Raw genomic sequence first — 20,914 nt, 5'->3', positions numbered from 1 at the left:
CACCAGCCGTTCGATCTGACGTACTGTCAGACCCAGCCGTTCGGCGGCACGGCCGGGCTTGAGGCCCGTCTCAACGACGGCCTGTATAACCTTCAGTCTGTCCAGTTCGCGCATGCTCAAACTCACCAGCGTCGTGTCCGGCTTCATGGCAGGCCCCGCAGCGGTTGCAGCAGTCTGCCAGCTTGCCAGCGCTCAAAAACACGACATCTGTAAATAGCCAGAACACGACATTAGGACGTAGCCCCCACACGCAAAACATCGATAATTTATGTTATGTAAAATCAAATAACACCGCCCAGGCACACATCCTGCGCCGCGAACCCCGTGTCGCCCCACAGGAGGAACCTATGACGTCCGCCCCCACATCTGGGCAACCAACCGGCGCCGGCTCGCACCCAGAGCCGACGCGCGCGCAGCGCGTCGCCGGCTGGCTCGGTCTGTGCGCGGTGCCGCTCATCTGGTTGCTGCATCTGGCGCTCGGCGTCACGCTCGTTTCCACGGCCTGCGCCGACGCCGTCACGCACGATCCGATGCCAGGCTGGCACGGCACGCAGTGGATCCTCGGCATCGCCTCGGTCTGCGCGCTAGTGCTCGCGCTCGCCATTGCCTACGCCGCGGGCCGCGCCTGGCGCAGGATTGCCTACGCCGCGAAGGAAAAGCGCGACGCAACGCGCTTCATCGCGTGGTGCGGCGCGACCACTTCGGTGGCCTTCACCTTTGGACTCGCTTTTTCGATCTGCATACTGATCGCGGTACCAATCGAGCGCCTCTGCACGGTCTTCGACTAGGCAACACGATCTCCACGTCGCAAACGCCACGCGTCAACTGCCCAGCAGCGTCTGGAATTGCGCCAGCGCCTCGGCGTAGTCGCCCGTTCCTGGCGCACCCCGGTCAATCAATTCGTTATCCGATGGATCAGACGACGGGATCGTAGCGCCATCCTTCTCGGCTCCATTGCATCGTATGCGTCGGCGCGAGCGCGGCGATGAAGACGGCGTCGTGCGACGCCACGATCAGTGCGCCCGGGAAGTCCGCTAGCGCCCCTTCGACCGCGCGCACGGATTCCAGGTCCAGGTGGTTGGTCGGCTCGTCGAGCAGCAGCAACTGCGCCGGCGCGCTGCGCCAGAGCGCGCCGGCGAGCGCGGCCTTCAACCGCTCCCCGCCGCTCAGGTGGCGCGACGGCTGTGTCACGCGCGCGGCATCGAGCTGCAACAGCGCGAGCCGGATGATCACGCTTTCGGGCGAGATAGCCACCGAGTCTTGCGATCCACAAAATGACCTGTGCGAGTGATGGACTTTCGCCATGGAGGATAGATTGGCTGTCTTCGCGTAACGCAATGTTCCGGCGGCATGTCGCTGGATCGTGTCGTGTTCGTGCCGGAGCCTGCGCGCGGCGCGCTCGCGTTCGGTACGCGCATGGCTGAGCGCGCTTTTTGCCGCATCGTCTTCCGCTTCGCGTTGGGTGCGGTAGCTGGCATAGTTGCCGCCATAGGCTCGCAGGCCCTTGGACGTGACCTCGACAATGCGCTGCATTTGCGCAAGCAGCGCACGATCATGGCTCACGACGACGAGGCCGCCGCGCCATCCCGCAAGCGCGCTGCGCAGCCACGCGCGGCCAGCGGCGTCGAGGTGATTGGTCGGCTCGTCGAGCACGAGCAAACCGGCGTCTGCCAGCAACGCGCCAATCAAGGTAACGCGCGCAAGTTCGCCACCGCTGAGCGTTTTCGCCAATGTGTCGGACTCCAGATGATCGAGCCCCGCCGCATCGAGCGCCGTGCGCAGGCGCTCAGCGAGATCCCAGCGCTCGCCGATCACGTCGAAATCGCTGGTGTCGGCCACGCCGTCTGCTAGCCGCGCCAGGGCCGCGAGCGGCGCCTCGAGCCCCGCGGCTTGCGCGCTTCTCCCGAATGTATGAAACCACTCGCGCGGCGTGTATGACGCTGGCGCGAAAACATTTTTGGGGGAAAGCTTAGTTGTCCACTTTGGCTGGAGTCCGGTGTGCAGGAATGGAAGGCGCATGATAACAACGAGCGATGCCCTCCACAAGCCGTAGCCCGGCCGAATCGTTGGTCATGCGCCACGCGGGGCGCATCGCACATTGATGCCACCGCGCGCGCCAGCGATTCGTTCGACAAAAGGGGCCCTTTAAAAGCGGTCGATCATGCCAAACTGCACGCCGCGCACAGGCGCGCCAGGCCAGGACGGCGGCAAGCCGGTGACGTTCACGCCACGCAGTGTGAAGGTCGCATCGCCACGATTGTGCAGCCACCCTGCGCTCGCGTAGAGCAGCACGCGCTTCGAGAGGTCGTACTCGCATGCGGCGCTGAACTGGTCGGCGTCGTTGCCGGCGCCCGAGAGATCGTGCACCCACGCGTAACCGAGCGAAGCGCGAAACTGCGAGGTGACCGCGTAGCGCGCCGAAACCGAGAAGCCGTTGTTGTGGTTGCTCGGCGTGCCGCCATCGCCGTTGAAGTACGCGAGAAATCCTGTCACCGGGCCGAGGACATACGACATGCCTCCCAGATTGGCTCGCAGCGCGCCATCGCCGTTTTGCTGCTGATGCGCATAAGAAATGCGAAACGGTCCGTGCCGCCACTCGACGGTTTCGATGTTGCCGGCAAGCCCGTTGCTCCCCGCGGACGGATCGCGCAGCGAGGCCATCAGCGTGGTCGAGAAACCGTAGATTTCGGGAGACAGCCAGGTGATCGCGTTGCTTTCGTAAGGCGTGATCTTCGAAAGATTGTTGAGGCCCGAAGCGATAGTGCCCGCGCCGAACGCGTCGAGCTGTCCCTTGAACGGAATATAGATCGGCGAGTATTGCCGCCCCACGCGCACCGTGCCCCACTGCGTGCCAAGGCCTATCCATGCCTGGCGGTTGAAGATCGTGTTGGCTACGGCGAAGGTGCCGTCGTTGGAGCCGAAGCCGTTTTCCAGCTCGAACAATATCTTGATGCCGTCGCCGATATCCTCCACGCCGCGCAGCCCGAAGCGCGAGCCGCGATACGCGCCCGAGTCCATGCGCGCGACCCAGCCCGCGCCCGGATTCGTCACCTCGATGCTCGTGTCGAGCGCCCCGTACAGCGTAACCGAGCTTTGCGCGTGTGCGCTTATCGTGTGCAACGTGGCGAAGGTTGCCGCAGACAACACCGCCCAGGCGCGCGCCGCGCGCAATGTTCGATTCATGAGGGAAAAGCGGGTGAGGCGCACGAGCGGTGCGTCGCATGCTGCATGAGGGGCGGCAGGCGCCGTGCATGTCGCCTGCCGCCGCGTGGAAAACCCGCAAGCCGCGGCCGCCCGGTGCTGCCGGGCGGCCGCGCGTTGCTTATTGCTTCGGCAGCGCGTAGGCAATCACGTAGTCGCCGAGCTTCGTGCCGAACGAGCCGTGCCCGCCTGCCGCGATCACGACGAACTGGCGGCCATTCACCGCGTACGTCATCGGCGTGGCCTGACCGCCCGCGGGCAGCCGCGCTTGCCAGAGCCGGTTGCCGTTGTTCACGTCGAAGGCGCGGAGGTAGTTGTCCGCCGTCGCGCCGATGAAGATCACGCCGCCCGCGGTCACCATCGGGCCGCCCAGCATCGGCATGCCCGTGCGGAAGGCCACGGGAATCGGCGAGCTGTCACGCGTCGTGCCGATACGCTTTTTCCAGACGATCTGGTTGGTCTTCAGGTCGACGACGGAGATATAACCCCACGCCGGCTGCTTGCAGGGCAGCCCGAGCGGCGACATGAACGGATTGAGCGTCACGCCGTAAGGCACGCCGTATTGCGGCTGGATGCCCGCCTCCGTGCCGCTGCCCTTCGCGCCCGGCTGCGGCTCGAGCGGATTGCCCGGCCCGCGCGGAATGAGCCGCGAGACGAACGGCAGCGCGATGGGGTTCGCCACGGCGATCTGCCGGTCGGTGTCGATGGCGAGGCCGCCCCACTCGAACATGCCGAGGTTGCCCGGGAAGATGAGCGAGCCCTGCAGCGAAGGCGGCGTGAACGTGCCTTCATAGCGCAGCTGGTGGAACATCACGCGGCAGATGAGCTGGTCGTACATCGTGGCGCCCCACATGTCGGCGTCGGTGAGATCCTTCGAAGGCCGGAACGTGAGCTCAGAGAACGGCTGCGTGGCCGAGACGTGGTCGCCGGGCGCTGCGCCCTGCGGCACCGGCATTTCGGGCGCGGGCACGACGAGTTCGCCCGTGCGACGGTCCAGCACGAACAGATTGCCCGTTTTCGCAGGCGCGTACACCACCGGCACGGTCTTGCCGTCCTTGTCGGTGATGTCGGCCAGCGTGGGCTGCGAGGGCTGATCCATGTCCCACAGGTCGTGGTGCACCGTCTGGTAGAACCAGGCGAGTTTGCCGGTCGAAGCGTGCAGCGCCAGCAGGCCCGTTGCGTAACGCTCCAGGTCGGGCGTGCGGTCGCCGCCCCAGATGTCAGGCGTCTTCACGCCCATCGGCAGATATACAATGTCGAGCTTCGCATCGTAGGCGGCCGGCGCCCACGAGTTCGGCGAATTCCACACGTAGTGCTCGCCAGGGCCCGGAATCTTGTTCGGGTCCGCCGCGCCCGGATCGAACGCCCACACCAGTTCGCCCGTGCGCACGTCGAAGCCGCGAATCACGCCCGAGGGCTCGCGCGTCGAGAAGTTGTCTTCCACGGCGCCCGCCACGACGATCACCTTGTTCGTGACAATGGGCGGCGAGGTGGGCTCGTACATGCCCGGTGTCGTGACCGGCATGGCGTGCTGCAGGTCGAGGTCGCCGTTGTTGCCGAAGCCCGCGCAGCGCTCGCCCGTCAGCGCGTCGAGTGCGTAGAGGTGGCCGTCGTTCACGGGCAGCAGAATGCGGCGCATGCAGGTGCCGTTCGCGGCAGCAGGCGTTGCTGCGGCTGCGGGTTCGCTCGCGGGCGCGGCCACAGACAGATCGCTAGTGGGCGCAGCGGCAGCCGGATCGCTCGCGGCCGTCGCTCCCAGCGCCGCCGCCGCGGCGTTCACGGACGCCGCCGAAAGATCCACGAACGACACGCCCCGGCAGGTCACGTGCTGAAACGAGGGATCGGCCTGAAGCTTCGGATCGAACTTCCATTTGAGCTCGCCGGTTTGCGCGTCGAGCGCGAACAGGATCTGGTGCGGCGAGCACAGGTAAAGCAGATCGCCGATCTTGATCGGCGTGACTTCGTTGGTGATCTCGACCGGATCGTTGGGGCCTTTCGTGTCGCCCGTCCGGAAGGTCCAGGCCACCTCGAGGTTATGCACGTTATCGGGCGTGATCTGCTGCAGCGGCGAATAGCGCGTGCCTTGCTGGTCGCGTCCATAAGCGGGCCACTCGGATGGCTCGATGCCGTCGACGCTCGGCGCGGGCGTGGCCCTCACCGCCGCGAGCGAGCCGTTGATCTGTTGCGGATCGTTGAAATGCGCATACACGAGCACGCCGCCCCACACGAGCAGCCCGACCACGAGTGACAGCACGCCGAACTGGCGCGGGCGCTCGAGGTGCCAGCTCATGAGCACGAGCAGCCAGATGCCGAACACCACCAGCACGCCCGAGCGCGGCACGAGCGCCCAGAAGTCCGGCCCCGACTCCCAGAGGCCCCATATCGCGGTACCGATCAGCACGATCGCATAGAGCACGAACGCCGAGGGGCTCGCGCGCCACAGCAGCCACGCGAAAACGAGCAGCAGCACGCCCGTCACGACGTAGTACGGCGAGCCGCCGAGCGAAATGAGCCACGCGCCGCCAGCCAGCAGATACACCGCCGTGAGCAATGTGAACAGCACGGAGATGACTCCGATGAAGCCCAGCGGTTTCGATAGTCTGGCCATGATCTCAACCTTCCTCGAAGAATGCCGTCTGCGATGGCGGAAAAAGTGTGGCGTCAGAACACGTGCATCATCCCGACGTAGGCGCCCGTTTGCGATTGGCCAGCCATCGGGCTGGTCGGCGTGCTCGAGTCGCGCGGCGTGGCGAACACGGAGAACGTGCCGTTCTTGCTGTTGTCCACATAGGCCACCGTGCCATACAGGAACGTGCGGGCACTCAGGTTGTACGTCGCGCCGAGCACGTAGAGCATGGCGTGGCTCGCGGGGTCGTGCGAGGCGTCGCCGCCGCCCTCGCCTACGTGAATATAGAAACCTGCGGCGGTCACCGCCCACTTCGGTGTGGCCTGGTAGGTCGCGCCCAGCCAGTAGTGGTCGGCGGTATCGGAAATGCCGGGCGGCGAATCGGGTGCGGAGTAATGCGTGTACGCGGCCTGGATCTTGAACATCTGCACGCGCAGGTTGCCGCCCACGAAGTATTCGCGCGAGGCCGTGAAGATGTTGGAAAAGTGCCCGCTCGAATCGCGCAGTTCGTCGTAGATACCGCGCAGGTCGAAGAGCGGCGAGTGATACGAGAGCATGATGCCGTCCGAGCGGCCGAACTCACCTTCGGCGCCGGCGTTGAAGTTGCCGGGCTGGTTGCCGAACGAATACTGTCCTTGCACGTCGAGGCCCTTCCACACCGGGCTGTGATATTCGACGTTGTTGCTCGTTTGCTGCCAGTTGCGTCCACGCACGAGCGAGGCCGACGACACCGCCTGCTGCACGAACGGATCGTATGCCCACACGCCGTCGCTGTCGATGAAGAGATTACGGCCGGCTTGCAGTTGCCCCCATGTGTCGTTCTTCAAACCCACATACGCGCGGCGCGACCAGAGCCGGCCGCCGCCCGTGGTGCCGTTCATGATCTGCACGGCGGTTTCGAGGTTGAAGATCGCGGCGCTGCCGCCGCCCAGGTCCTCAGTGCCCTTGAGGCCGAACATGCTGGTGCCCCAGTCGCCGCCTTCGGCGCTCCAGCGGCTCGAGCTGCCGCCGCTGCCGTTCGCGATGTGATTGAGGTATTCGATGCCGCCATCCACACGGCCGTACATCGTGACACTCGATTGTGCGCACACGGCCGAACTGGCGGAGAGCAGCACCACTGCGCCCAGAGTCGTTTTCACGTTGGCTCCCTGGAGTCTTCTTTCTTGGTCCGGTCCATGCCGGGGCGGATAACGTGGTTTAACGTGCAGACAAGCCGGCGCGCCCGGTCTCATGCTGGCCGCATCGCGCACTAAAAAGCATAGCGCGTGGTGAAAAAAACCGTATTTTGGCTGGACAGCGAACGACGTACAGTTGCACGCGCACGACGGCGCCGGTGGCGCAGAGCATATTGCGTGCCGCGCCGCACCATGCACGGTGCATCGTGGGGCGAAGGTCACGCGCTAAAATCAGCGCTTTCCCACGGACGTTTCGCCATGACCACCGCGCTGCTCGTCATCGATTTTCAGAAGAGACTCGTCGACGCCGAACCGCTGCCCGGCGACATCGCCATGGTCAGCGCCAACATCAACACGCTGATGCAGCGCGCAAGGCATGCGGGTGCGCCGGTCGTGCTGATCCAGCATGAAGACGACACGGCGCTCGTTCGCGGGTCCGACGCGTGGGCGCTATCGGCCACGCTCGATACAGAAGCGCGCGACCACCTCATCGGCAAGCGCACGCCCGATTCGTTTCTCGGCACCGGTCTGGGCGCCCTGCTCGCCGCGCATGCGGTGAAACACGTGGTGATCTGCGGCTATGCGAGCGAATTCTGCGTGGACACGACGGTGCGGCGCGCCGCCGCGAACGGCCTCACGGTCACCCTCGCCGCCGACGCGCACACCACGCACGACAAGCCGCACGCGAACGCCGCGCTGATCCGCGCGCACCACAACGCGACGCTTTCGAATATCCGCAGCTTCGGCCCGAAGATCAGCGCGGTGCGTGCCGGCGAAATCGCGTTCGATCCAGCGGCGTAAGGTAGTTTCCGCTAGCGCGCGTCGCGCCGTGAATCTGCCTTCCCAGTGAGCTTCGCGGCGTCGCCACCCTGCGCCGGCTGCTGCTGAGCCGCCCGCACAGCGTGAAAAACCGGCAAACGCCAGCCGAAGTAGAGCGAGGCCAGCCGCAACGCCACGCAGGAAATCACGGCCACCCAGGGCGTCCAGAACGTCGACCAGCCCGCATACGTGAGCCCCACCTGCACGGCGGCCCCAAGCAGCGCCGCCGAAGCATAGATCTCGCGATCGAGAATGGCGGGCACGCGCGAGAGCAGCACGTCGCGCAACACGCCGCCGCCCACCGCACTCACAATGCCGAGGATGATGGCGGGCTCCGCGCTCTGGCTATACGCGAGCGCCTTCTGCGCGCCCGCCACCGCAAAGAGCCCTAGCCCGATCGCATCGAACAACAACACCGGATGACGCAGCCGCCGCACCTGCGGATACGCGGCAATTGTGAGTCCCGTAGCCAGCAGCGTGACCGCGAGATAGGCCCAGTTCGCGAGCCCAGCGGGCGGCACCGCGCCAATGCACAGATCGCGGATGATGCCGCCGCCGCACGCCACCATGAAGCTCACGACGACGATGCCGAACAGATCGAGCCGCCGTTGCCGCGCGGCCACGGCACCGGAGATCGCGAAGGCGAACGTGCCGATCAGGTCGAGCGCCGTATAGGCCGTGTGAGCGTTGAGATGCGCGCCCACGTGCGCGTCGAGTGCCACGCTCACGCCGCCTCGCTTTCGCGGCCAAGCCACGCAGCGGCCGCGCACAGCATCGCTTCGAGGCCGGTGCGCAACGTGGGGTCGAGCACCGGCGCGAACTTCGGCGAGTGGTTGCTCGGGATTTCGTTGAGCTTCTTCGCAGCCTTGGCTTGTGCGTAGACACCGGGGTCGGTGCCGCCCACGAACCAGAACGCGTACGGCACACCCCATTCGCGGCCGAACACGCTGAAGTCCTCGCTGGCAGCGGCCGGCTGCGTTTCGTAGGCGTGCTCGCCGAACCATGCTTCGAAGGCCTTGCGCAGGCGCGCCGTGGTGGCGTCGTCGTTCACCGTGAGCGGGTAGCTCGACAGCGTCGTGAATTCCGGCTCGCGCGGCGCATTCGAGGCTGCGCATTCGGCGCAACAGATGCGGCGGATCGCGCCCAGCATGTACTCGCGCACGTCGTCGTCGAAGGTGCGCATGTTGAGCTTGAGCGTGGCGTCGTCGGGGATGATGTTTTCCTTCGTACCCGCTTGCAGCGAGCCCACCGTGAGCACGGCGGCGTCGCGCGGCGAGATTTCGCGCGAGACGATCGTCTGCAGACGCAGCGTGGTGGAAGCCGCCATGATCACCGGGTCGATCGAGGTTTGCGGCTGCGAGCCGTGCGAACCGCGGCCGAACAGCTTCACCTTGAGACTGTCGCCGGCCGAGAGGATCGCACCGCTGCGATAGCCCACGGTGCCTGCCGGGCCCACCATCACGTGCTGGCCGAGGATCACGTCGGGCTTCGGAAAGCGCTCGATCATGCCGTCGTCCATCATGCTGCGCGCGCCGCGCCCCACTTCCTCGCCGGGCTGGAACACGGCAAGCAGCGTGCCGCTCCATGCGTCGCGATGCGCCGCCATCAACTGCGCCACGCCAAGGAGCCATGTCACGTGCAGGTCGTGCCCGCACGAGTGCGCCACGCCCACCTGCACGCCCTCCTCGTCTTTTGCGGTCACGGTGCTCGCATTCGGCAGGCCCGTGGCTTCGGCCATGGGGAGCGCGTCCATGTCGGCGCGCAGCATCACGACCGGGCCCTCGCCGTTGCGCAGCAGGACCACGACGCCCGTCACGCCCACTTCGCGGGAGACTTCGTAACCGAGCTTTTCCATGCGCTCTGCCACGAGCGCCGCCGTGCGGAACTCCTGCATCGAAAGTTCAGGATGCTGGTGCAGATCCTTGTAGAGCGCTTCGAGCTCGGGCAGCAGCGCGCCAATGGCGGGCGCCACGGTTTCGACCAGATTCGGCATGGACGACTCCTTCATGCGTATTTCAGATGGGCAATGTACGACGGCCACGGCGCGATCTCAAACACCCTCGATCAGGCTCTGCGCAAGCTTGGCGAGCAACTGGTCGAGCGTCTTGCGCTCGCGATCGGTGAGCACCGCAGCGAGTTCGGATTCGAGCTTCGAGCCGGCTTTTTCCGAGGCATTCGCTACTTTCGCGCCCTCGGGTGTGACGCGCAGCGCAACGCTGCGCCGGTCCGCCGCATGCGTGCCGCGGCCAATCAGACCGCGCGATTCGAGTTCGCCGAGCGTTTTCGAAAGCAGCGTTTTTTCGATGAGCGCACGCTGCGAAACGGCCTTGGGCGTGATGCCCGGCTCGGTGCGGATGATGCGCAGCACGCGCATGGCACGCACGTCGAGATCCCAGCGCTCACGGTAGACCGCGTTGGCGCGATCCATCAGCAGCGCGCTCGTTTGATCGAGCCTGAAGGTGAGGAAATCTGAATACAAATGCGTGCTCCCATCCCTGCGCTGACTGGACGCCAGTATAGTCAGATAGTTGAAAATTTCAACTATCTGGATTTGGGAAACACGATTGAGCGGGTGCAGATGTGACAACGCGGCCGGCCCCCGTTAGAGAGGAAGCCAGCCGCGCAGGAGGAAACGTCCGGCGGGGACAGATGCCAGCCGGAGTCAGCGCTGAATTGACTTAGAACGCGTGACGCATGCCCACCGTCACGGCGACCTGCGTATCGGTCGACGAAGGCGAGAGCGTGTTGATCATGGCGTGCGAAAGCACTGAGCCCTCCGGTGCGCCGTGCACGTTCTGGTACACGCCTTCGAGGTAGAAGTCGGTGCGCTTGCTGATAGCGTAGTCCGTTTGCAGCATTGCCGTGTTCCAGCCCGGGTTCGTGCCGTTGTATGCGCCGTGCGTGTACGTGTACGCACCCGAAACGCTCCATGCCGGCGTGAGCGCGTATTTCACGTTCGCTTCGAAGTTGTCGAGGCGCAGCGAACCGGCGAGCGAGCCAGCGGAGTCGTCGTTGGAGCCGAGATAGGTGCCCGTGCCGAACGAGTAGACGCCTGCGGCGTTGTCGATCTGCGAATGGCTCCAGACCAGACCCACCGTGGCCGGGCCGTACGTGTAGTTGCCGCCGAGCGACCAGACGCGTTGACGCTCCGCCAGGAAGTTCGCGCTCGTGTCGCTGGAGGTGACCGCGCCGCTGCTGTTGCCCGCGTTGTTGAACTGCAGGTAGCCGGCCGCGAGGTTCAACGGGCCCTGGGTATACGAAACGGCGAAGCCGTACGAGCGGTTGTTCGCAAAGTCGCCGGCCTTGTTGCTGAACGAGTACATCGTCTCGAACGTCACGCCGTACCAGGTCGGGCTCGCGTACTTGACGGAGTTGTTGATGACCACCGAATTCGCGGCGAGGTTGTCGTTCTCGAACGGGTGAGCCGCGAGGCTGCCGCCCCACGTGTTGAATTCCGCCGTGAGCGGGCCCACGAGGTCGTTCATCACGTCGAACTGGCGGCCGAACGTGAGCGTGCCGTACGGGTCGCTTTGCAGGCCCACCCACGCTTGCGAACCGAAGCCGAGACCCGAGAACGCCTGCGCGCCGTTGTTGAGCAGGAAGCCTTGTTCGAGCTTGAAGATCGCGTGCAGACCGCCGCCCAGATCTTCCGAACCCTTGAGGCCGAACACCGTGTTCTGCGTGGAGCTGCTGTTCAGCTGCCAGTTGCTATGGCCGAACTGGTTGTTCGTATAGACGAGACCGGTATCGATCAGGCCGTAGAGGGTCACGCTGCTTTGCGCGTGCGCCGAAATAGCAAAGGCGCTCAGGAGTGCCGCGGCGAGTAGCGTTTTTTTCATGTTTTCAAGCTCCGGATTGGGCGGTGGGTTAATGCATCGAATTCAGGCAGCCGGCACCATCGACGTGCAATCTCATATGCGTGTATTCCATTTCAGTGCAGATTCAAAAGCAAAAAGCTATCCGTCGACGATTATTGCGAATTGCGCAATTCATCGGTGTTGAAAATGCAATGGCAAAATGGAAATCGTGCGGCGAGCGCGGCGCGAATCGAACACCCGCATCATAGGGTGTCGAAAATAAAAATGGTGTCGAAATTCGAGCGACGTGGCGTCGATGGCACAACCGCGCCTGGCAAGGCTCGACGCGCATCGAGGAATGTGCGGGGCGTGAATATTGCCGGGGAAATTACATAAAGCTTTCGAGGCGAAGCATTAAAGCCGGCGAGAAAGGCCGATTATCCGCACTGAGAATCACCGAGGCAACCGGCCTCGGAGCGCGTTGATTGTTCTATTAATGCGCTCTCCTTTTTGCGTTGACGTGATTCGTTTAAGCAGCCGGCGCAACCGATGCGCCCGCTATGCCGTGGCGCTCCAATGCCTCTGCGACGAATCCCGATGCCTTCATCGTTTCGACAAACGCGCCAAGCGCTTCGGCGGCCTGCGGACCGCGACTCTTCGCGACGCCCATGGCCTGGCGAATCACCATGAAGCGCTCGTCGAGCAGACGCAAGCCACCAGCCTTCGCGGCGTCGGCTTCGAGTTGTTGCTTCACGCCCGCGGCCACTTCGAGCCCTTGTTCCAGGAAGGTTTGCACGACGGTGGGCGAAGTCGGCGCGCGTACGATCTCTGCTTGCTTCAATTCACGCGTGAGAAAGAGATCGTACGCACTGCCTTTGCCCACGGCCACTCGGTTATGCGGTTGGTCGACTTCGGTATTGGTGCGCACCGGAGAATCGTTGCGAACCAGATAAAAGCCTTCGATCAACACATAAGGCGCGGTGAACGCGATCGTCTCGCCTCGCTTTGGATCGACGGCAAAGAAGCCGAAGTCCGCGCGTTCGTCGCTCACGGCTTCGACGGACTTGCCCGCCGCGTCGAATACGACAAGCTCGAGCGGCACACCCAAATGTGCTGTGCGAAAGCACGCGCGAGATCGACGGAAACGCCGTACGGTTCGCCCGACGCCGCATCGCGATTCGCGAGTATCGGATTGCCGAGGTTGATGGAGGCGCGCAACGTGCCGGTGGGCGCGAAGGCTTTGATGACAGCGGGATCCATGTTCATGGGGAGCGCAGGACGAAAATCAGCGTCTTTCGAGCATATCACCCGGCCGGCTTGTGCGCGCCCATCGCCACCGTGCATGCATGGCTCAGCCCGTATCGCCGCCGGCGACCGGCAAGATGGAGCCGGTGATATAGCTCGCCTCTTCGGAAGCGAGAAAGAGGATAGGCGCGACCTGTTCGTCGAGGCTGCCGTAGCGCTTGAAGAAGGTCGATTCGGTGACCTGGCGCACCGCCTCGCCCATCCAGGCCTTTTCCTGCTCGCTGTCGCCAGCGGCATTGCGCGCAATGCGGCGCGGCGGTGCTTCGGTGCCGCCCGGCGCCGTGGCGACCACGCGGATATTGTGCTCCGCGTATTCCATCGCCAGCGATTGCGTCATCGCATTCACGCCGCCCTTCGCTGCCGAATACGGCACGCGGCGAATGCCGCGCGTGGCGTTCGACGAAACGTTGACGATGGTTCCACGCCCGCGCTCGAGCAAATGCGGCAGCACCGCATGGCACGTATACAGCGTGGGCATGAGCGAGCGGCGGATTTCCGCATCGATCTGCGCCGGCTCGAATTCCGCGAACGGACGCATGCGGATGGCACCGCCCACGCCGTTGATGAGAACGTCGATGCCGCCAAATTTTTGCGCGGCGAAATCCATTGCCGCTTTCGCGCCTTCATACGTTTCGAGGTCGGCGACGAATCCCGCCGTTTCCGCGCCCTGCGCCTCTGCCGCGACTTCGGCTACGAAATCCGCGCGATCGACGAACACCACCTTGCCGCCTTCGGCCGCCGCACGCAGCGCCACGCCGCGGCCAATTCCCTGCGCCGCCCCGGTGACGACGACGACTTTGCCTGCGAATCGTTGCATGATCATGCCGCCTTCGGGACTACGTTGGGGGTGAACTTCTCGTAGTGGAAGCTGTTGGGCTTCACGCCTTCGTCATCGAAGTACTTGCGCACGGCGTCCACCATCGGCGGCGGCCCGCACAGATACACGTCGACGTCGCCCTCGTTCAAGGCGTCGGCGGGAATGTGCTGCGTGACCCAACCTTTACGCGGATGATTCGAATCCGCATCGGCGATAACGGTAGCGAAGCTGAAGTTCGGCAACTTCGCCGCGTAGGTTTCGATCGCTTCAACCAGCACCAGATCGAGGTCGCGCGTCACGCCGTAAATCAGGTGCACCTTCTGCTGCGCGTTGGTGCGCGCGAGCACTTCCAGCATCGAGAGGAACGGCGCCAGACCCGTGCCGCCCGCGAGGAACAGCAGCGGCCGCTGCACGTCGCGCAGATAGAAGCTGCCGAGTGGCCCCGTCAATTCGAGCTTCGTGCCCGCTTGCGCGGCTTCGAGCCACGTGCTCATCACGCCGCCCGGAATCTTCTTGATCAGGAAGCTGATTTTCGCTTCGCCCGGCGCGCAAGAGAAGGAATACGAACGGTGCTGACCACTGCCCGGCACGTCGATGTTGACGTACTGGCCCGGCAGGAACACGGGACCCGCCGCGTCGACGTCCAGTTCGAGCACGACCGCGGCATCGTTGTGCTGTTCGACCTTCGCCACCGTGGCCGCAAACTTGCTCTGCCCTGTTTTGCACGCCGTGGAGGAAGCTGGAATCGCGATCACGCAATCGCTTTCCGGCACCATCTGGCACGTGAGCACGAGACCGCTGTCCCTTTCGTCTTCGGTCAGCGCGTCCTCGATATAGTCTTCGCCCAGGTCGTAGCTGCCGCTTTCCGCACGGCACTTGCAGGTGCCGCACACGCCGTCTGAGCAATCCATCGGGAGGTTGATCCGCGCGCGAAAGGCCGCATCGAGGACCTTCTCGCCCGCCTTGCATTCGATGAAGCGCGTGACGCCGTCTTCGAAATTCAGTGCAATCTTGTAGCTGGACATGGTGTCTCCTTCTATCCCATGTTGAAACTGAGGCTCGATGTCAAACGTGATTTCACACGTGATAGACGTCGAGCACCTGCCGGATATAGTCGTTCTTCAGCACGATCTTTTTGTAGGCAATCAGGAAGCCGTCGCCGGCCTTGCGCAAGGTGACGAACATCGTGCCGAAGAAATGATCCGTGGTCCTGTAGCGGTGATTGAGCGTGTGGAAGTTGTAGCGCACCTCCACTTCATCGCCGCGATCCGCCAGCACTTCCACGTTCGTGACGTTGTGGCTCGTGCGCGGCTCCGGCATCGAAGCGCCGCTGCGTTCGGTCTTGATGCGAAACACGCGGTCTTCGAGGCCACCGCGATCCGGGTAGTACATCAGCGAGACCTGCGATTCGTGGTCGTCGGTGAGCTGGTCATCGTCGTCCCACGCGGGCATCCAGTACGTGACGTCTTCTGCGTAGCAGGCGAGCCATTCTTCCCACTGGCGATCGTCGAGCAGACGCGCTTCGCGGTACAGCGCGGCGCAGATTTTGTGGTAATCGTTGCTCATGCCTGCGCTCCCGCTTGTGCGTGATTCAGTTCCTGCTTGAGGGCGTCGCGCATGGCGTGCACCCAGTACTCGTGCTGAACCACGAACAGGCCTTCGTCTTCGCTGCGTTCGCCGGAAATGACCGGTTTGAGGCCCATCTTCTTCGCGTTTTCGTCCGCACCGTCGACCCACAGCGGCGCGCCGCGCGAGAGATCGTTCCACATCGCCGTGGTCCCCGCATAACCCGCCTGGCAGGCGCGGAACTCTTCCAGGTCATCGGCGGTGCCCATGCCCGTGACGTTGAAGAAGTCCTCGTACTGGCGAATACGCGTCGCGCGATCTTCGGCGCTCTCGCCCTTCGGCCCGAAGCAGAAGATGTTCACCTCGGTCTTGTCGACACTGATCGGGCGCACTACGCGAATCTGCGTACTGAACTGATCCATCAGGAACACGTTCGGGTAGAGGCACAGGTTTCTCGTCTGATTGACGATGAAATCGGCCTGCACTTCACCCACGCGCGCCTTGATTTCGTCTCGATGCTTGTAGACCGGCCGCACTTCCGGGTTCATCGTGTTGGTCCACAACAGGATGTGGCCATGGTCGAAGCCGTATACACCCGCCACCGACTTGCTCCAGCTATTGGCGTCCACCGCCTGGGTGCCGTCTTCCTTGCGACGGCCCATGGTTGCGGCGTAATTCCAGTGGACCGTGCTGACGTGGTAGCCGTCGCAGCCGTTCTCCATCTGCATCTTCCAGTTGCCGTCATAGACGTACGAGGAGTTGCCACGCAGCACTTCGAGGCCGTTCGGCGACTGGTCGACGATCTGGTCGATGATGATTTTCGCTTCGCCGAGGTAGTCTTCCAGCGGCTGTACGTCGGCATCGAGGCTGCCGAACAGAAAGCCCCGATAGTTCTCGAAGCGCGCGACCTTCTTCAGGTCATGCGAGCCCTGCTTGTTGAATTGCACGGGATACTCGGTGGTCTTTTCATCCTTCACCTTGAGCAGCTTGCCGGTGTTGGAGAACGTCCAGCCGTGGAACGGACAGGTGAAGCTGCCCTTGTTGCCATGCTTGCGCCGGCACAGCATCGCGCCTTTGTGCGCGCAGGCGTTGATGACGGCGTTCAGCGCGCCGGTCTTGTCGCGGGTGATGACTACCGGCTGACGACCCAGCCACGTGGTGTAGTAGTCGTTGTTTTCGGGAATCTGGCTTTCGTGCGCGAGGTAGACCCAGTTCTTCTCGAAGATGTATTTCATCTCCAGTTCGAACAGGTCGACATTGGTGAAGATGTCGCGGCGGCAACGGAACACACCGTTTTGCTTGTCGTCCTGCACGGCGGTGGACAGCAGGTGATCCAGGTCACTGGCTTTGTCGATGATGGCTGGCATATTAGCTCTCCTATGCATACTCCACACGCGGTACGGAGTTCCTGCATCGGTGTCGAATGATGATCGCGGTGAAACAAGGGGCGGCGGCGTTACGCCGCCGCCATGCGGGACGGTTACGCCGTGGCTGCGACGCGCAGGCGGTGAACGAGCTGGTTGTCCTTACCCTGGACCAGCGGCGTGAGCGTGAGGTTGAACTCGATGTCCTTGTACGCGTCAGCCTTCAGGCCCAGCGCGGTGCCACCGGTCTTTTCCGTCACGGACGGAATCAGCTCTTCGCGCGTTGCGTAGGCGAAGTCGTCCCAGATCAGCGGGTCGCCTTCGATATTGAACTGCGTGGTCAGCTTGCGATGATCGCCGCTCGTGACGAAGAAGTGCACATGCGCCGGGCGGTTGCCGTGGCGGCCGAGGCCGTCCAGCAGCCGCTGGGTCGAGCCCTGCGGCGGGCAGCCGTAGCCCACCGGCATGAGCGTACGGAATTCGTACTTGCCGTCAGCACCGGTCCTGACCGCGCCGCGCAGGTTGAAATCGTCCTGCGCGCCGGTCGGGTCGAAGTGCGAATAGAAGCCCTTCGAATTGGCGTGCCAGCATTCGACCACGGCGCCAGCGAGCGGCTTGCCGTCGAGGTCGGTGACCGTGCCGTGAATGACGAGCGGTCCTGCGTCGGCGTCGGCGTTGAGGTCGATGCGCGACACGCTCTCGCGCAGCGGTGCGCCCGCAACGTAAAGCGGCCCTTCGATGGTGCGCGGCGTGCCGCCTTCGAGACCCACCGCCTTGTCTGCGGCGTCCATGCGGATGTCGAGGTACTTCTCGAGGCCGAGACCGGCAGCCAGCAGCGCCGCTTCGCCGTCCTGGCCGAGCTTGTTCAGATAGTTCACGCCGGCCCAGACTTCATCGGGCGTGATGTCGAGATCGTCGATGGCCTTGAACAGGTCGCCCAGCAGTCGATGAACGATCTGCTGGAAACGCGCGTCGCCGCTACCGCCATTGAGATTCGCAGCGGCCTTCAGCAGGTCCTGCACTTCCTTCGTTTCGAATACTTTTGCGCTCATGATATTTGTCTCCTGGTGCTTGCTGGTATTGAGGGGGAATCAGCTCAGGCGTCGGTGTCCCTGACGGAGGACGGGTGGCGACACAACGGCGTGACCGTTATCTTCATGTACGGAAAAAGCGGCAAGGCGGTGAGAATGTCGTGCAGCTCCGCATTGCTCTCTACATCGAAGATGCTGTAGTTCGCGTACTCGCCCACCAGTCGCCAGATATGGCGCCACTTTCCGCTGCGCTGCAGCTCCTGCGAGTACTCCTTTTCTCGCGCCTTGATCGCGTTGGCGACATTTGCCGGCATGTCGGCCGGGATGTTCACATCCATGCGTACCTGGAAAAGCATCGTCTACGTCCTTGGCTTATTTCGTCATTTTCATCAGGCCATCGCGGGTGAAGCGCCTGACCTTCGCTTCGTCCAGTTCGATGCCGAGACCCGGGCCGTTCGGCACCGTCAGCTCGAAGTCGCTGTAGTCCAGCGGGGTAGTCAGAATTTCTTCGGTAATCAGCAACGGGCCGAACAGTTCGGTGCCCCACTGCAGGTTGGCGAAGCTTGCGAACAGGTGCGCCGAGGCGACCGTGCTGAACGCGCCTTCGAGCATCGTGCCGCCGTACAGCTCGATACCCGCGGCGTCCGCAATCGTGGCCACGCGCTGGGCAGCGAACAGTCCGCCGCTTTGTTCGATCTTGATGGCGAACACATCGGCGCCCTCGTTCTTCGCGATCTCGAACGCGCTTTCCGGTCCCTGGAGGATTTCGTCGGCCATCAGCGCCACCGGGAAACGGCGCATGAGGCGCGCCAGCGCCGCAGGCGAAGCGACCGGCTGCTCCACCAGTTCGCAGCCGGCTTCGGCCAGTGCGGGAATCGCCCATGCCGCCTGCGTCTCGCTCCAGGCCATGTTGACGTCCACGCGCACGGCAGCGCGGTCGCCCATCGCCTTCTTGATGTCGGCAACGTGCTGGATGTCGGTCTTGAGGTCCTTCGCGCCAATCTTCAGCTTGAAGATCTTGTGGCGGCGCACTTCGAGCATGGCCTCTGCTTCGGCGATGTCTTTGGCGGTATCGCCCGAAGCGAGCGTCCATGCCACCGGCAGGCGCTCGCGGCGGCGCCCGTCCAGCAGTTCGCTCACCGGCACGCCAAGGCGCTTGCCCTGCGCGTCGAGCAGCGCGGTTTCCAGCGCGCACTTGGCGAAGTGATTGACCTTCACGAGCTTGCCCAGGTGCGCCATGAGCGCCTGGATCTGCGTGGCGTCCCGGCCGATCATCGCCGGAGCGAAGTAGGCGTCGATCGCCAGCTTCATCGCTTCCGGGCTTTCGGGACCGTAGGCCATGCCGGCAATCGTCGTACCTTCACCGATGCCAGTGACGCCATCGCTGCAATACACCTTCACCAGCATCAGGGTTTGCCCGTACATCGTGGCGACGGATAGCTTGTGAGGGCGAATCGTCGGCAAATCTACGAGGCGGGTTTCGATACGTTCGATCGTCGCGGAAGTCATGTCGAATGCTGCGTAAGTGAAGAAGGTATGGTGGTTTTATACACGCCGCACATCCGCAAGATCCAATACTATTTGCGTCCAATTCCATACCTTTATAATATGGAAGTGCCGAAATCGCCCGTAAACAGGCTGATATTGCGGCGCATCATATTCGCAAAGTATCGAGAATTTGACGCTTCTATTGGGAACAGACCATGGATCTCCGACAGCTTCGTTACTTCGTTGCCGTTGTCCGCGAGCGCAATTTCACGCGCGCCGCGGAACAGCTTTGCATCGCTCAACCGCCGTTGAGCCGGCAGATTCAATTGCTCGAACAGGAGATCGGCGTGCCCCTCTTGATTCGCAATACGCGACCGGTGCGCACGACCGATGCGGGGCGTCTCGTGTACGAGCAGGCCATGCAGATTCTTGGGCGCGTCGAACAACTGCAAGCGACCGCTAAACACGTGGGACTGCATCACCGCACCGTGTTGTCGATCGGCTTCGTCGCCTCCGTTCTGTATTCGGGACTGCCACCGTTGATGCGCAAGCTGCGCCAGAATGCGCCGGAAGTCGACATCCAAATGGTCGAACTCATGTCGGTGCAGCAGATCGAGGCACTGAAGGAAGGCCGCATCGACATCGGCTTCGGACGCGTGCGCCACAGCGACCCTAACGTGGCCGGCATCGTCCTGCGCGAAGAGCCGCTGGCGGTGGTGGTGCCGATCGGCAGCGAGATGGCACAGGAGTCGACGCCTATTCCCATCGAGCAACTGGCCGGACAGAAACTGATTGTCTATCCCAAGGAGCCACGCCCCAGTTTCGCCGATCAGGTATTGAACGTGTTGCACGGCGACGGCGTGCAACCGGGTGAAGTGCTGGAAGTGCGGGAAATCCAGACGGCGCTGGGTCTCGTCGCGGCCGAGTTCGGCGTATGCGTGATCCCCGCTTCAGCGCGGCAATTGCGCCAGGACGTGCACTACCGGCTGATAGACAGCGACCACGCGACTTCGCCGATCATCCTGAATCACCGCGTGAACGACAACTCCGTCTACGTCGAGCTCGTGAAGCAACTGGTCAAGGAAATGTACGCGGAGCCCCAACCGTGGCTGCCTGCGAAGAAGCGAAAGTCTTGAAGCGATATGCCGTCTACCCCAGTTCGTTCAGGAATGCGCGTACGGCGGCGCCGATCTCGTGCGGCGAATCCTCCTGAATGTAATGAATTCCCGCCACCACGGTTTCCCGCTGGTTCGGCCAGCTGCGGCACGCGTCCAGCGCTCGGCCCGTGAGCAGCGCGCCAGGCTCGGCGCGGATCAGCAGCTTGGGGATATCGCTAGATGCGAGCCACGCTCCGTAAGCTTCAACCGCTTGCGTCACGTCGGCGGGCTCGCCTTCGATCGGCAGTTCGCGCGCCCACACGAGCGTCGTTCTGCGCGATTCGCGCGTCGCGAACGGCCTGCGCCACGCCTCCATGTCTTCTTGCGACAGCGTACGTAACACGCTGTGCGGCAACACCGTTTCGACGAAAAAATTCTCGTCGAGCACGAGACGCTCGCCGGCCTCGCCGCGCAGCGCGCGAAAAAGCGGTTCGCGCTCGGGCGGGAAATCACGCCACTGGCGCGGTTGCACGATGGCCTCCATGTAGGCGATCGACTTCACGCGCTGCGGATGGCGGCGCGCCCAGTCAAAGCCCAGTGCCGAGCCCCAGTCGTGCAGCACCAGCGT

The 20,914-nt window shown here is 63.5% G+C and carries 17 protein-coding genes and 4 pseudogenes; 3 read left to right on the top strand and 18 right to left on the bottom strand.

The genetic code is table 11. The annotated features are described in order from the left end of the window. Positions 1-147, bottom strand: a pseudogene (locus M3I54_RS35745) (helix-turn-helix domain-containing protein); the annotation flags it as partial. A 200-nt stretch (positions 148-347) separates the two neighbouring features. Here M3I54_RS35745 and M3I54_RS35740 point away from each other — a divergent pair. Continuing rightward, on the top strand, positions 348-788 hold the full coding sequence (locus tag M3I54_RS35740) for a hypothetical protein (protein WP_254344312.1): 441 nt from the start codon (positions 348-350) through the stop codon (positions 786-788). A gap of 127 nt (positions 789-915) precedes the next feature. Here M3I54_RS35740 and M3I54_RS35735 read toward each other — a convergent pair. The 4 genes and pseudogenes from M3I54_RS35735 to M3I54_RS35720 form a co-directional block, all read right to left on the bottom strand. After that, positions 916-1,899: pseudogene (locus tag M3I54_RS35735) on the bottom strand (ATP-binding cassette domain-containing protein); the annotation flags it as partial. Positions 1,900-2,145: 246 nt separating this feature from the next. Beyond that, positions 2,146-3,183: a porin gene (locus tag M3I54_RS35730; RefSeq protein ID WP_254344311.1), complete on the bottom strand. Its 1,038-nt coding sequence runs from the start codon at positions 3,181-3,183 to the stop codon at positions 2,146-2,148. A 139-nt stretch (positions 3,184-3,322) separates the two neighbouring features. Next, complete coding sequence (locus M3I54_RS35725; RefSeq protein WP_254344310.1) at positions 3,323-5,809, bottom strand: glucose/quinate/shikimate family membrane-bound PQQ-dependent dehydrogenase; 2,487 nt, start codon at positions 5,807-5,809, stop codon at positions 3,323-3,325. Between the two features lie 53 nt (positions 5,810-5,862). Continuing rightward, the gene (locus M3I54_RS35720) at positions 5,863-6,966 is read right to left on the bottom strand and encodes a porin (RefSeq protein WP_309249668.1); all 1,104 of its coding nucleotides are present in this window, start codon (positions 6,964-6,966) and stop codon (positions 5,863-5,865) included. A 294-nt stretch (positions 6,967-7,260) separates the two neighbouring features. On the opposite strand from M3I54_RS35720, the gene M3I54_RS35715 reads away from it, so the two are divergent. Continuing rightward, positions 7,261-7,803: a cysteine hydrolase family protein gene (locus M3I54_RS35715; RefSeq protein WP_254344309.1), complete on the top strand. Its 543-nt coding sequence runs from the start codon at positions 7,261-7,263 to the stop codon at positions 7,801-7,803. A gap of 11 nt (positions 7,804-7,814) precedes the next feature. Here the strand turns inward: M3I54_RS35715 and M3I54_RS35710 are convergent, their stop codons facing one another. The 12 genes and pseudogenes from M3I54_RS35710 to M3I54_RS35655 all read right to left on the bottom strand — a co-directional run bounded on the left by M3I54_RS35710 (position 7,815) and on the right by M3I54_RS35655 (position 19,210). Continuing rightward, positions 7,815-8,549: a trimeric intracellular cation channel family protein gene (locus tag M3I54_RS35710; RefSeq protein ID WP_254344307.1), complete on the bottom strand. Its 735-nt coding sequence runs from the start codon at positions 8,547-8,549 to the stop codon at positions 7,815-7,817. Then, positions 8,546-9,814, bottom strand: coding sequence for a M20 family metallopeptidase (locus tag M3I54_RS35705; protein WP_254344305.1), 1,269 nt, complete (start codon positions 9,812-9,814; stop codon positions 8,546-8,548). Before M3I54_RS35705 ends, M3I54_RS35710 begins: the two co-directional genes overlap by 4 nt. A gap of 57 nt (positions 9,815-9,871) precedes the next feature. Further along, complete coding sequence (locus M3I54_RS35700) at positions 9,872-10,300, bottom strand: MarR family winged helix-turn-helix transcriptional regulator (protein ID WP_254344304.1); 429 nt, start codon at positions 10,298-10,300, stop codon at positions 9,872-9,874. Between the two features lie 199 nt (positions 10,301-10,499). Continuing rightward, positions 10,500-11,660 carry a porin gene (locus M3I54_RS35695; protein WP_254344302.1) on the bottom strand — a complete coding sequence of 387 codons (1,161 nt, stop codon included), beginning with the start codon at positions 11,658-11,660 and terminating at the stop codon, positions 10,500-10,502. 487 nt (positions 11,661-12,147) lie between these two features. Next, positions 12,148-12,884, bottom strand: a pseudogene (locus tag M3I54_RS35690) (ABC transporter substrate-binding protein). Between the two features lie 85 nt (positions 12,885-12,969). Continuing rightward, positions 12,970-13,746, bottom strand: coding sequence for a benzoate diol dehydrogenase BenD (gene benD, locus M3I54_RS35685; RefSeq protein WP_254344300.1), 777 nt, complete (start codon positions 13,744-13,746; stop codon positions 12,970-12,972). Then, a complete protein-coding gene (gene benC / locus M3I54_RS35680) occupies positions 13,743-14,765 on the bottom strand; it encodes a benzoate 1,2-dioxygenase electron transfer component BenC (protein WP_254344298.1) in 1,023 nt (340 codons plus the stop codon). The genes benD and benC overlap by 4 nt, the downstream gene beginning before the upstream one ends. A 52-nt stretch (positions 14,766-14,817) precedes the next feature. Next, positions 14,818-15,306 carry a benzoate 1,2-dioxygenase small subunit gene (gene benB / locus M3I54_RS35675; protein WP_254344296.1) on the bottom strand — a complete coding sequence of 163 codons (489 nt, stop codon included), beginning with the start codon at positions 15,304-15,306 and terminating at the stop codon, positions 14,818-14,820. Then, positions 15,303-16,673 (bottom strand): Rieske 2Fe-2S domain-containing protein, encoded by a 1,371-nt coding sequence (locus tag M3I54_RS35670; protein ID WP_254344293.1) that lies wholly within the window; start codon positions 16,671-16,673, stop codon positions 15,303-15,305. Before M3I54_RS35670 ends, benB begins: the two co-directional genes overlap by 4 nt. A gap of 113 nt (positions 16,674-16,786) precedes the next feature. Then, entirely contained in the window at positions 16,787-17,722 is a 936-nt protein-coding gene (gene catA, locus M3I54_RS35665; protein WP_254344291.1) for a catechol 1,2-dioxygenase, read from the bottom strand. A 44-nt stretch (positions 17,723-17,766) separates the two neighbouring features. Then, on the bottom strand, positions 17,767-18,057 hold the full coding sequence (gene catC, locus M3I54_RS35660) for a muconolactone Delta-isomerase (RefSeq protein WP_254344289.1): 291 nt from the start codon (positions 18,055-18,057) through the stop codon (positions 17,767-17,769). A gap of 16 nt (positions 18,058-18,073) precedes the next feature. Next, entirely contained in the window at positions 18,074-19,210 is a 1,137-nt protein-coding gene (locus tag M3I54_RS35655; protein WP_254344287.1) for a muconate/chloromuconate family cycloisomerase, read from the bottom strand. 194 nt (positions 19,211-19,404) lie between these two features. On the opposite strand from M3I54_RS35655, the gene M3I54_RS35650 reads away from it, so the two are divergent. Beyond that, entirely contained in the window at positions 19,405-20,325 is a 921-nt protein-coding gene (locus M3I54_RS35650; RefSeq protein ID WP_254344285.1) for a LysR family transcriptional regulator, read from the top strand. Positions 20,326-20,338: 13 nt separating this feature from the next. On the opposite strand, the pseudogene M3I54_RS35645 reads toward M3I54_RS35650, so the two are convergent. Further along, a pseudogene (locus tag M3I54_RS35645) lies at positions 20,339-20,914 on the bottom strand (haloalkane dehalogenase); the annotation flags it as partial.

Source organism: Paraburkholderia sp. CNPSo 3274, from assembly GCF_024206475.1.
Lineage (GTDB): Bacteria > Pseudomonadota > Gammaproteobacteria > Burkholderiales > Burkholderiaceae > Paraburkholderia.
Note: the sequence above shows the minus strand (reverse complement) of the source record. Positions and strands in the feature narration are given on the sequence as shown.

Coding starts and splice junctions, on each gene's coding strand:
- M3I54_RS35740 (WP_254344312.1), top strand. CDS start 348: ATGACGTCCGCCCCCACATCTGGGCAACCAACCGGCGCCGGCTCGCAC.
- M3I54_RS35730 (WP_254344311.1), bottom strand. CDS start 3,183: ATGAATCGAACATTGCGCGCGGCGCGCGCCTGGGCGGTGTTGTCTGCG.
- M3I54_RS35725 (WP_254344310.1), bottom strand. CDS start 5,809: ATGGCCAGACTATCGAAACCGCTGGGCTTCATCGGAGTCATCTCCGTG.
- M3I54_RS35715 (WP_254344309.1), top strand. CDS start 7,261: ATGACCACCGCGCTGCTCGTCATCGATTTTCAGAAGAGACTCGTCGAC.
- M3I54_RS35705 (WP_254344305.1), bottom strand. CDS start 9,814: ATGCCGAATCTGGTCGAAACCGTGGCGCCCGCCATTGGCGCGCTGCTG.
- M3I54_RS35695 (WP_254344302.1), bottom strand. CDS start 11,660: ATGAAAAAAACGCTACTCGCCGCGGCACTCCTGAGCGCCTTTGCTATT.
- benD (WP_254344300.1), bottom strand. CDS start 13,746: ATGATCATGCAACGATTCGCAGGCAAAGTCGTCGTCGTCACCGGGGCG.
- benC (WP_254344298.1), bottom strand. CDS start 14,765: ATGTCCAGCTACAAGATTGCACTGAATTTCGAAGACGGCGTCACGCGC.
- benB (WP_254344296.1), bottom strand. CDS start 15,306: ATGAGCAACGATTACCACAAAATCTGCGCCGCGCTGTACCGCGAAGCG.
- M3I54_RS35670 (WP_254344293.1), bottom strand. CDS start 16,673: ATGCCAGCCATCATCGACAAAGCCAGTGACCTGGATCACCTGCTGTCC.
- catA (WP_254344291.1), bottom strand. CDS start 17,722: ATGAGCGCAAAAGTATTCGAAACGAAGGAAGTGCAGGACCTGCTGAAG.
- catC (WP_254344289.1), bottom strand. CDS start 18,057: ATGCTTTTCCAGGTACGCATGGATGTGAACATCCCGGCCGACATGCCG.
- M3I54_RS35655 (WP_254344287.1), bottom strand. CDS start 19,210: ATGACTTCCGCGACGATCGAACGTATCGAAACCCGCCTCGTAGATTTG.
- M3I54_RS35650 (WP_254344285.1), top strand. CDS start 19,405: ATGGATCTCCGACAGCTTCGTTACTTCGTTGCCGTTGTCCGCGAGCGC.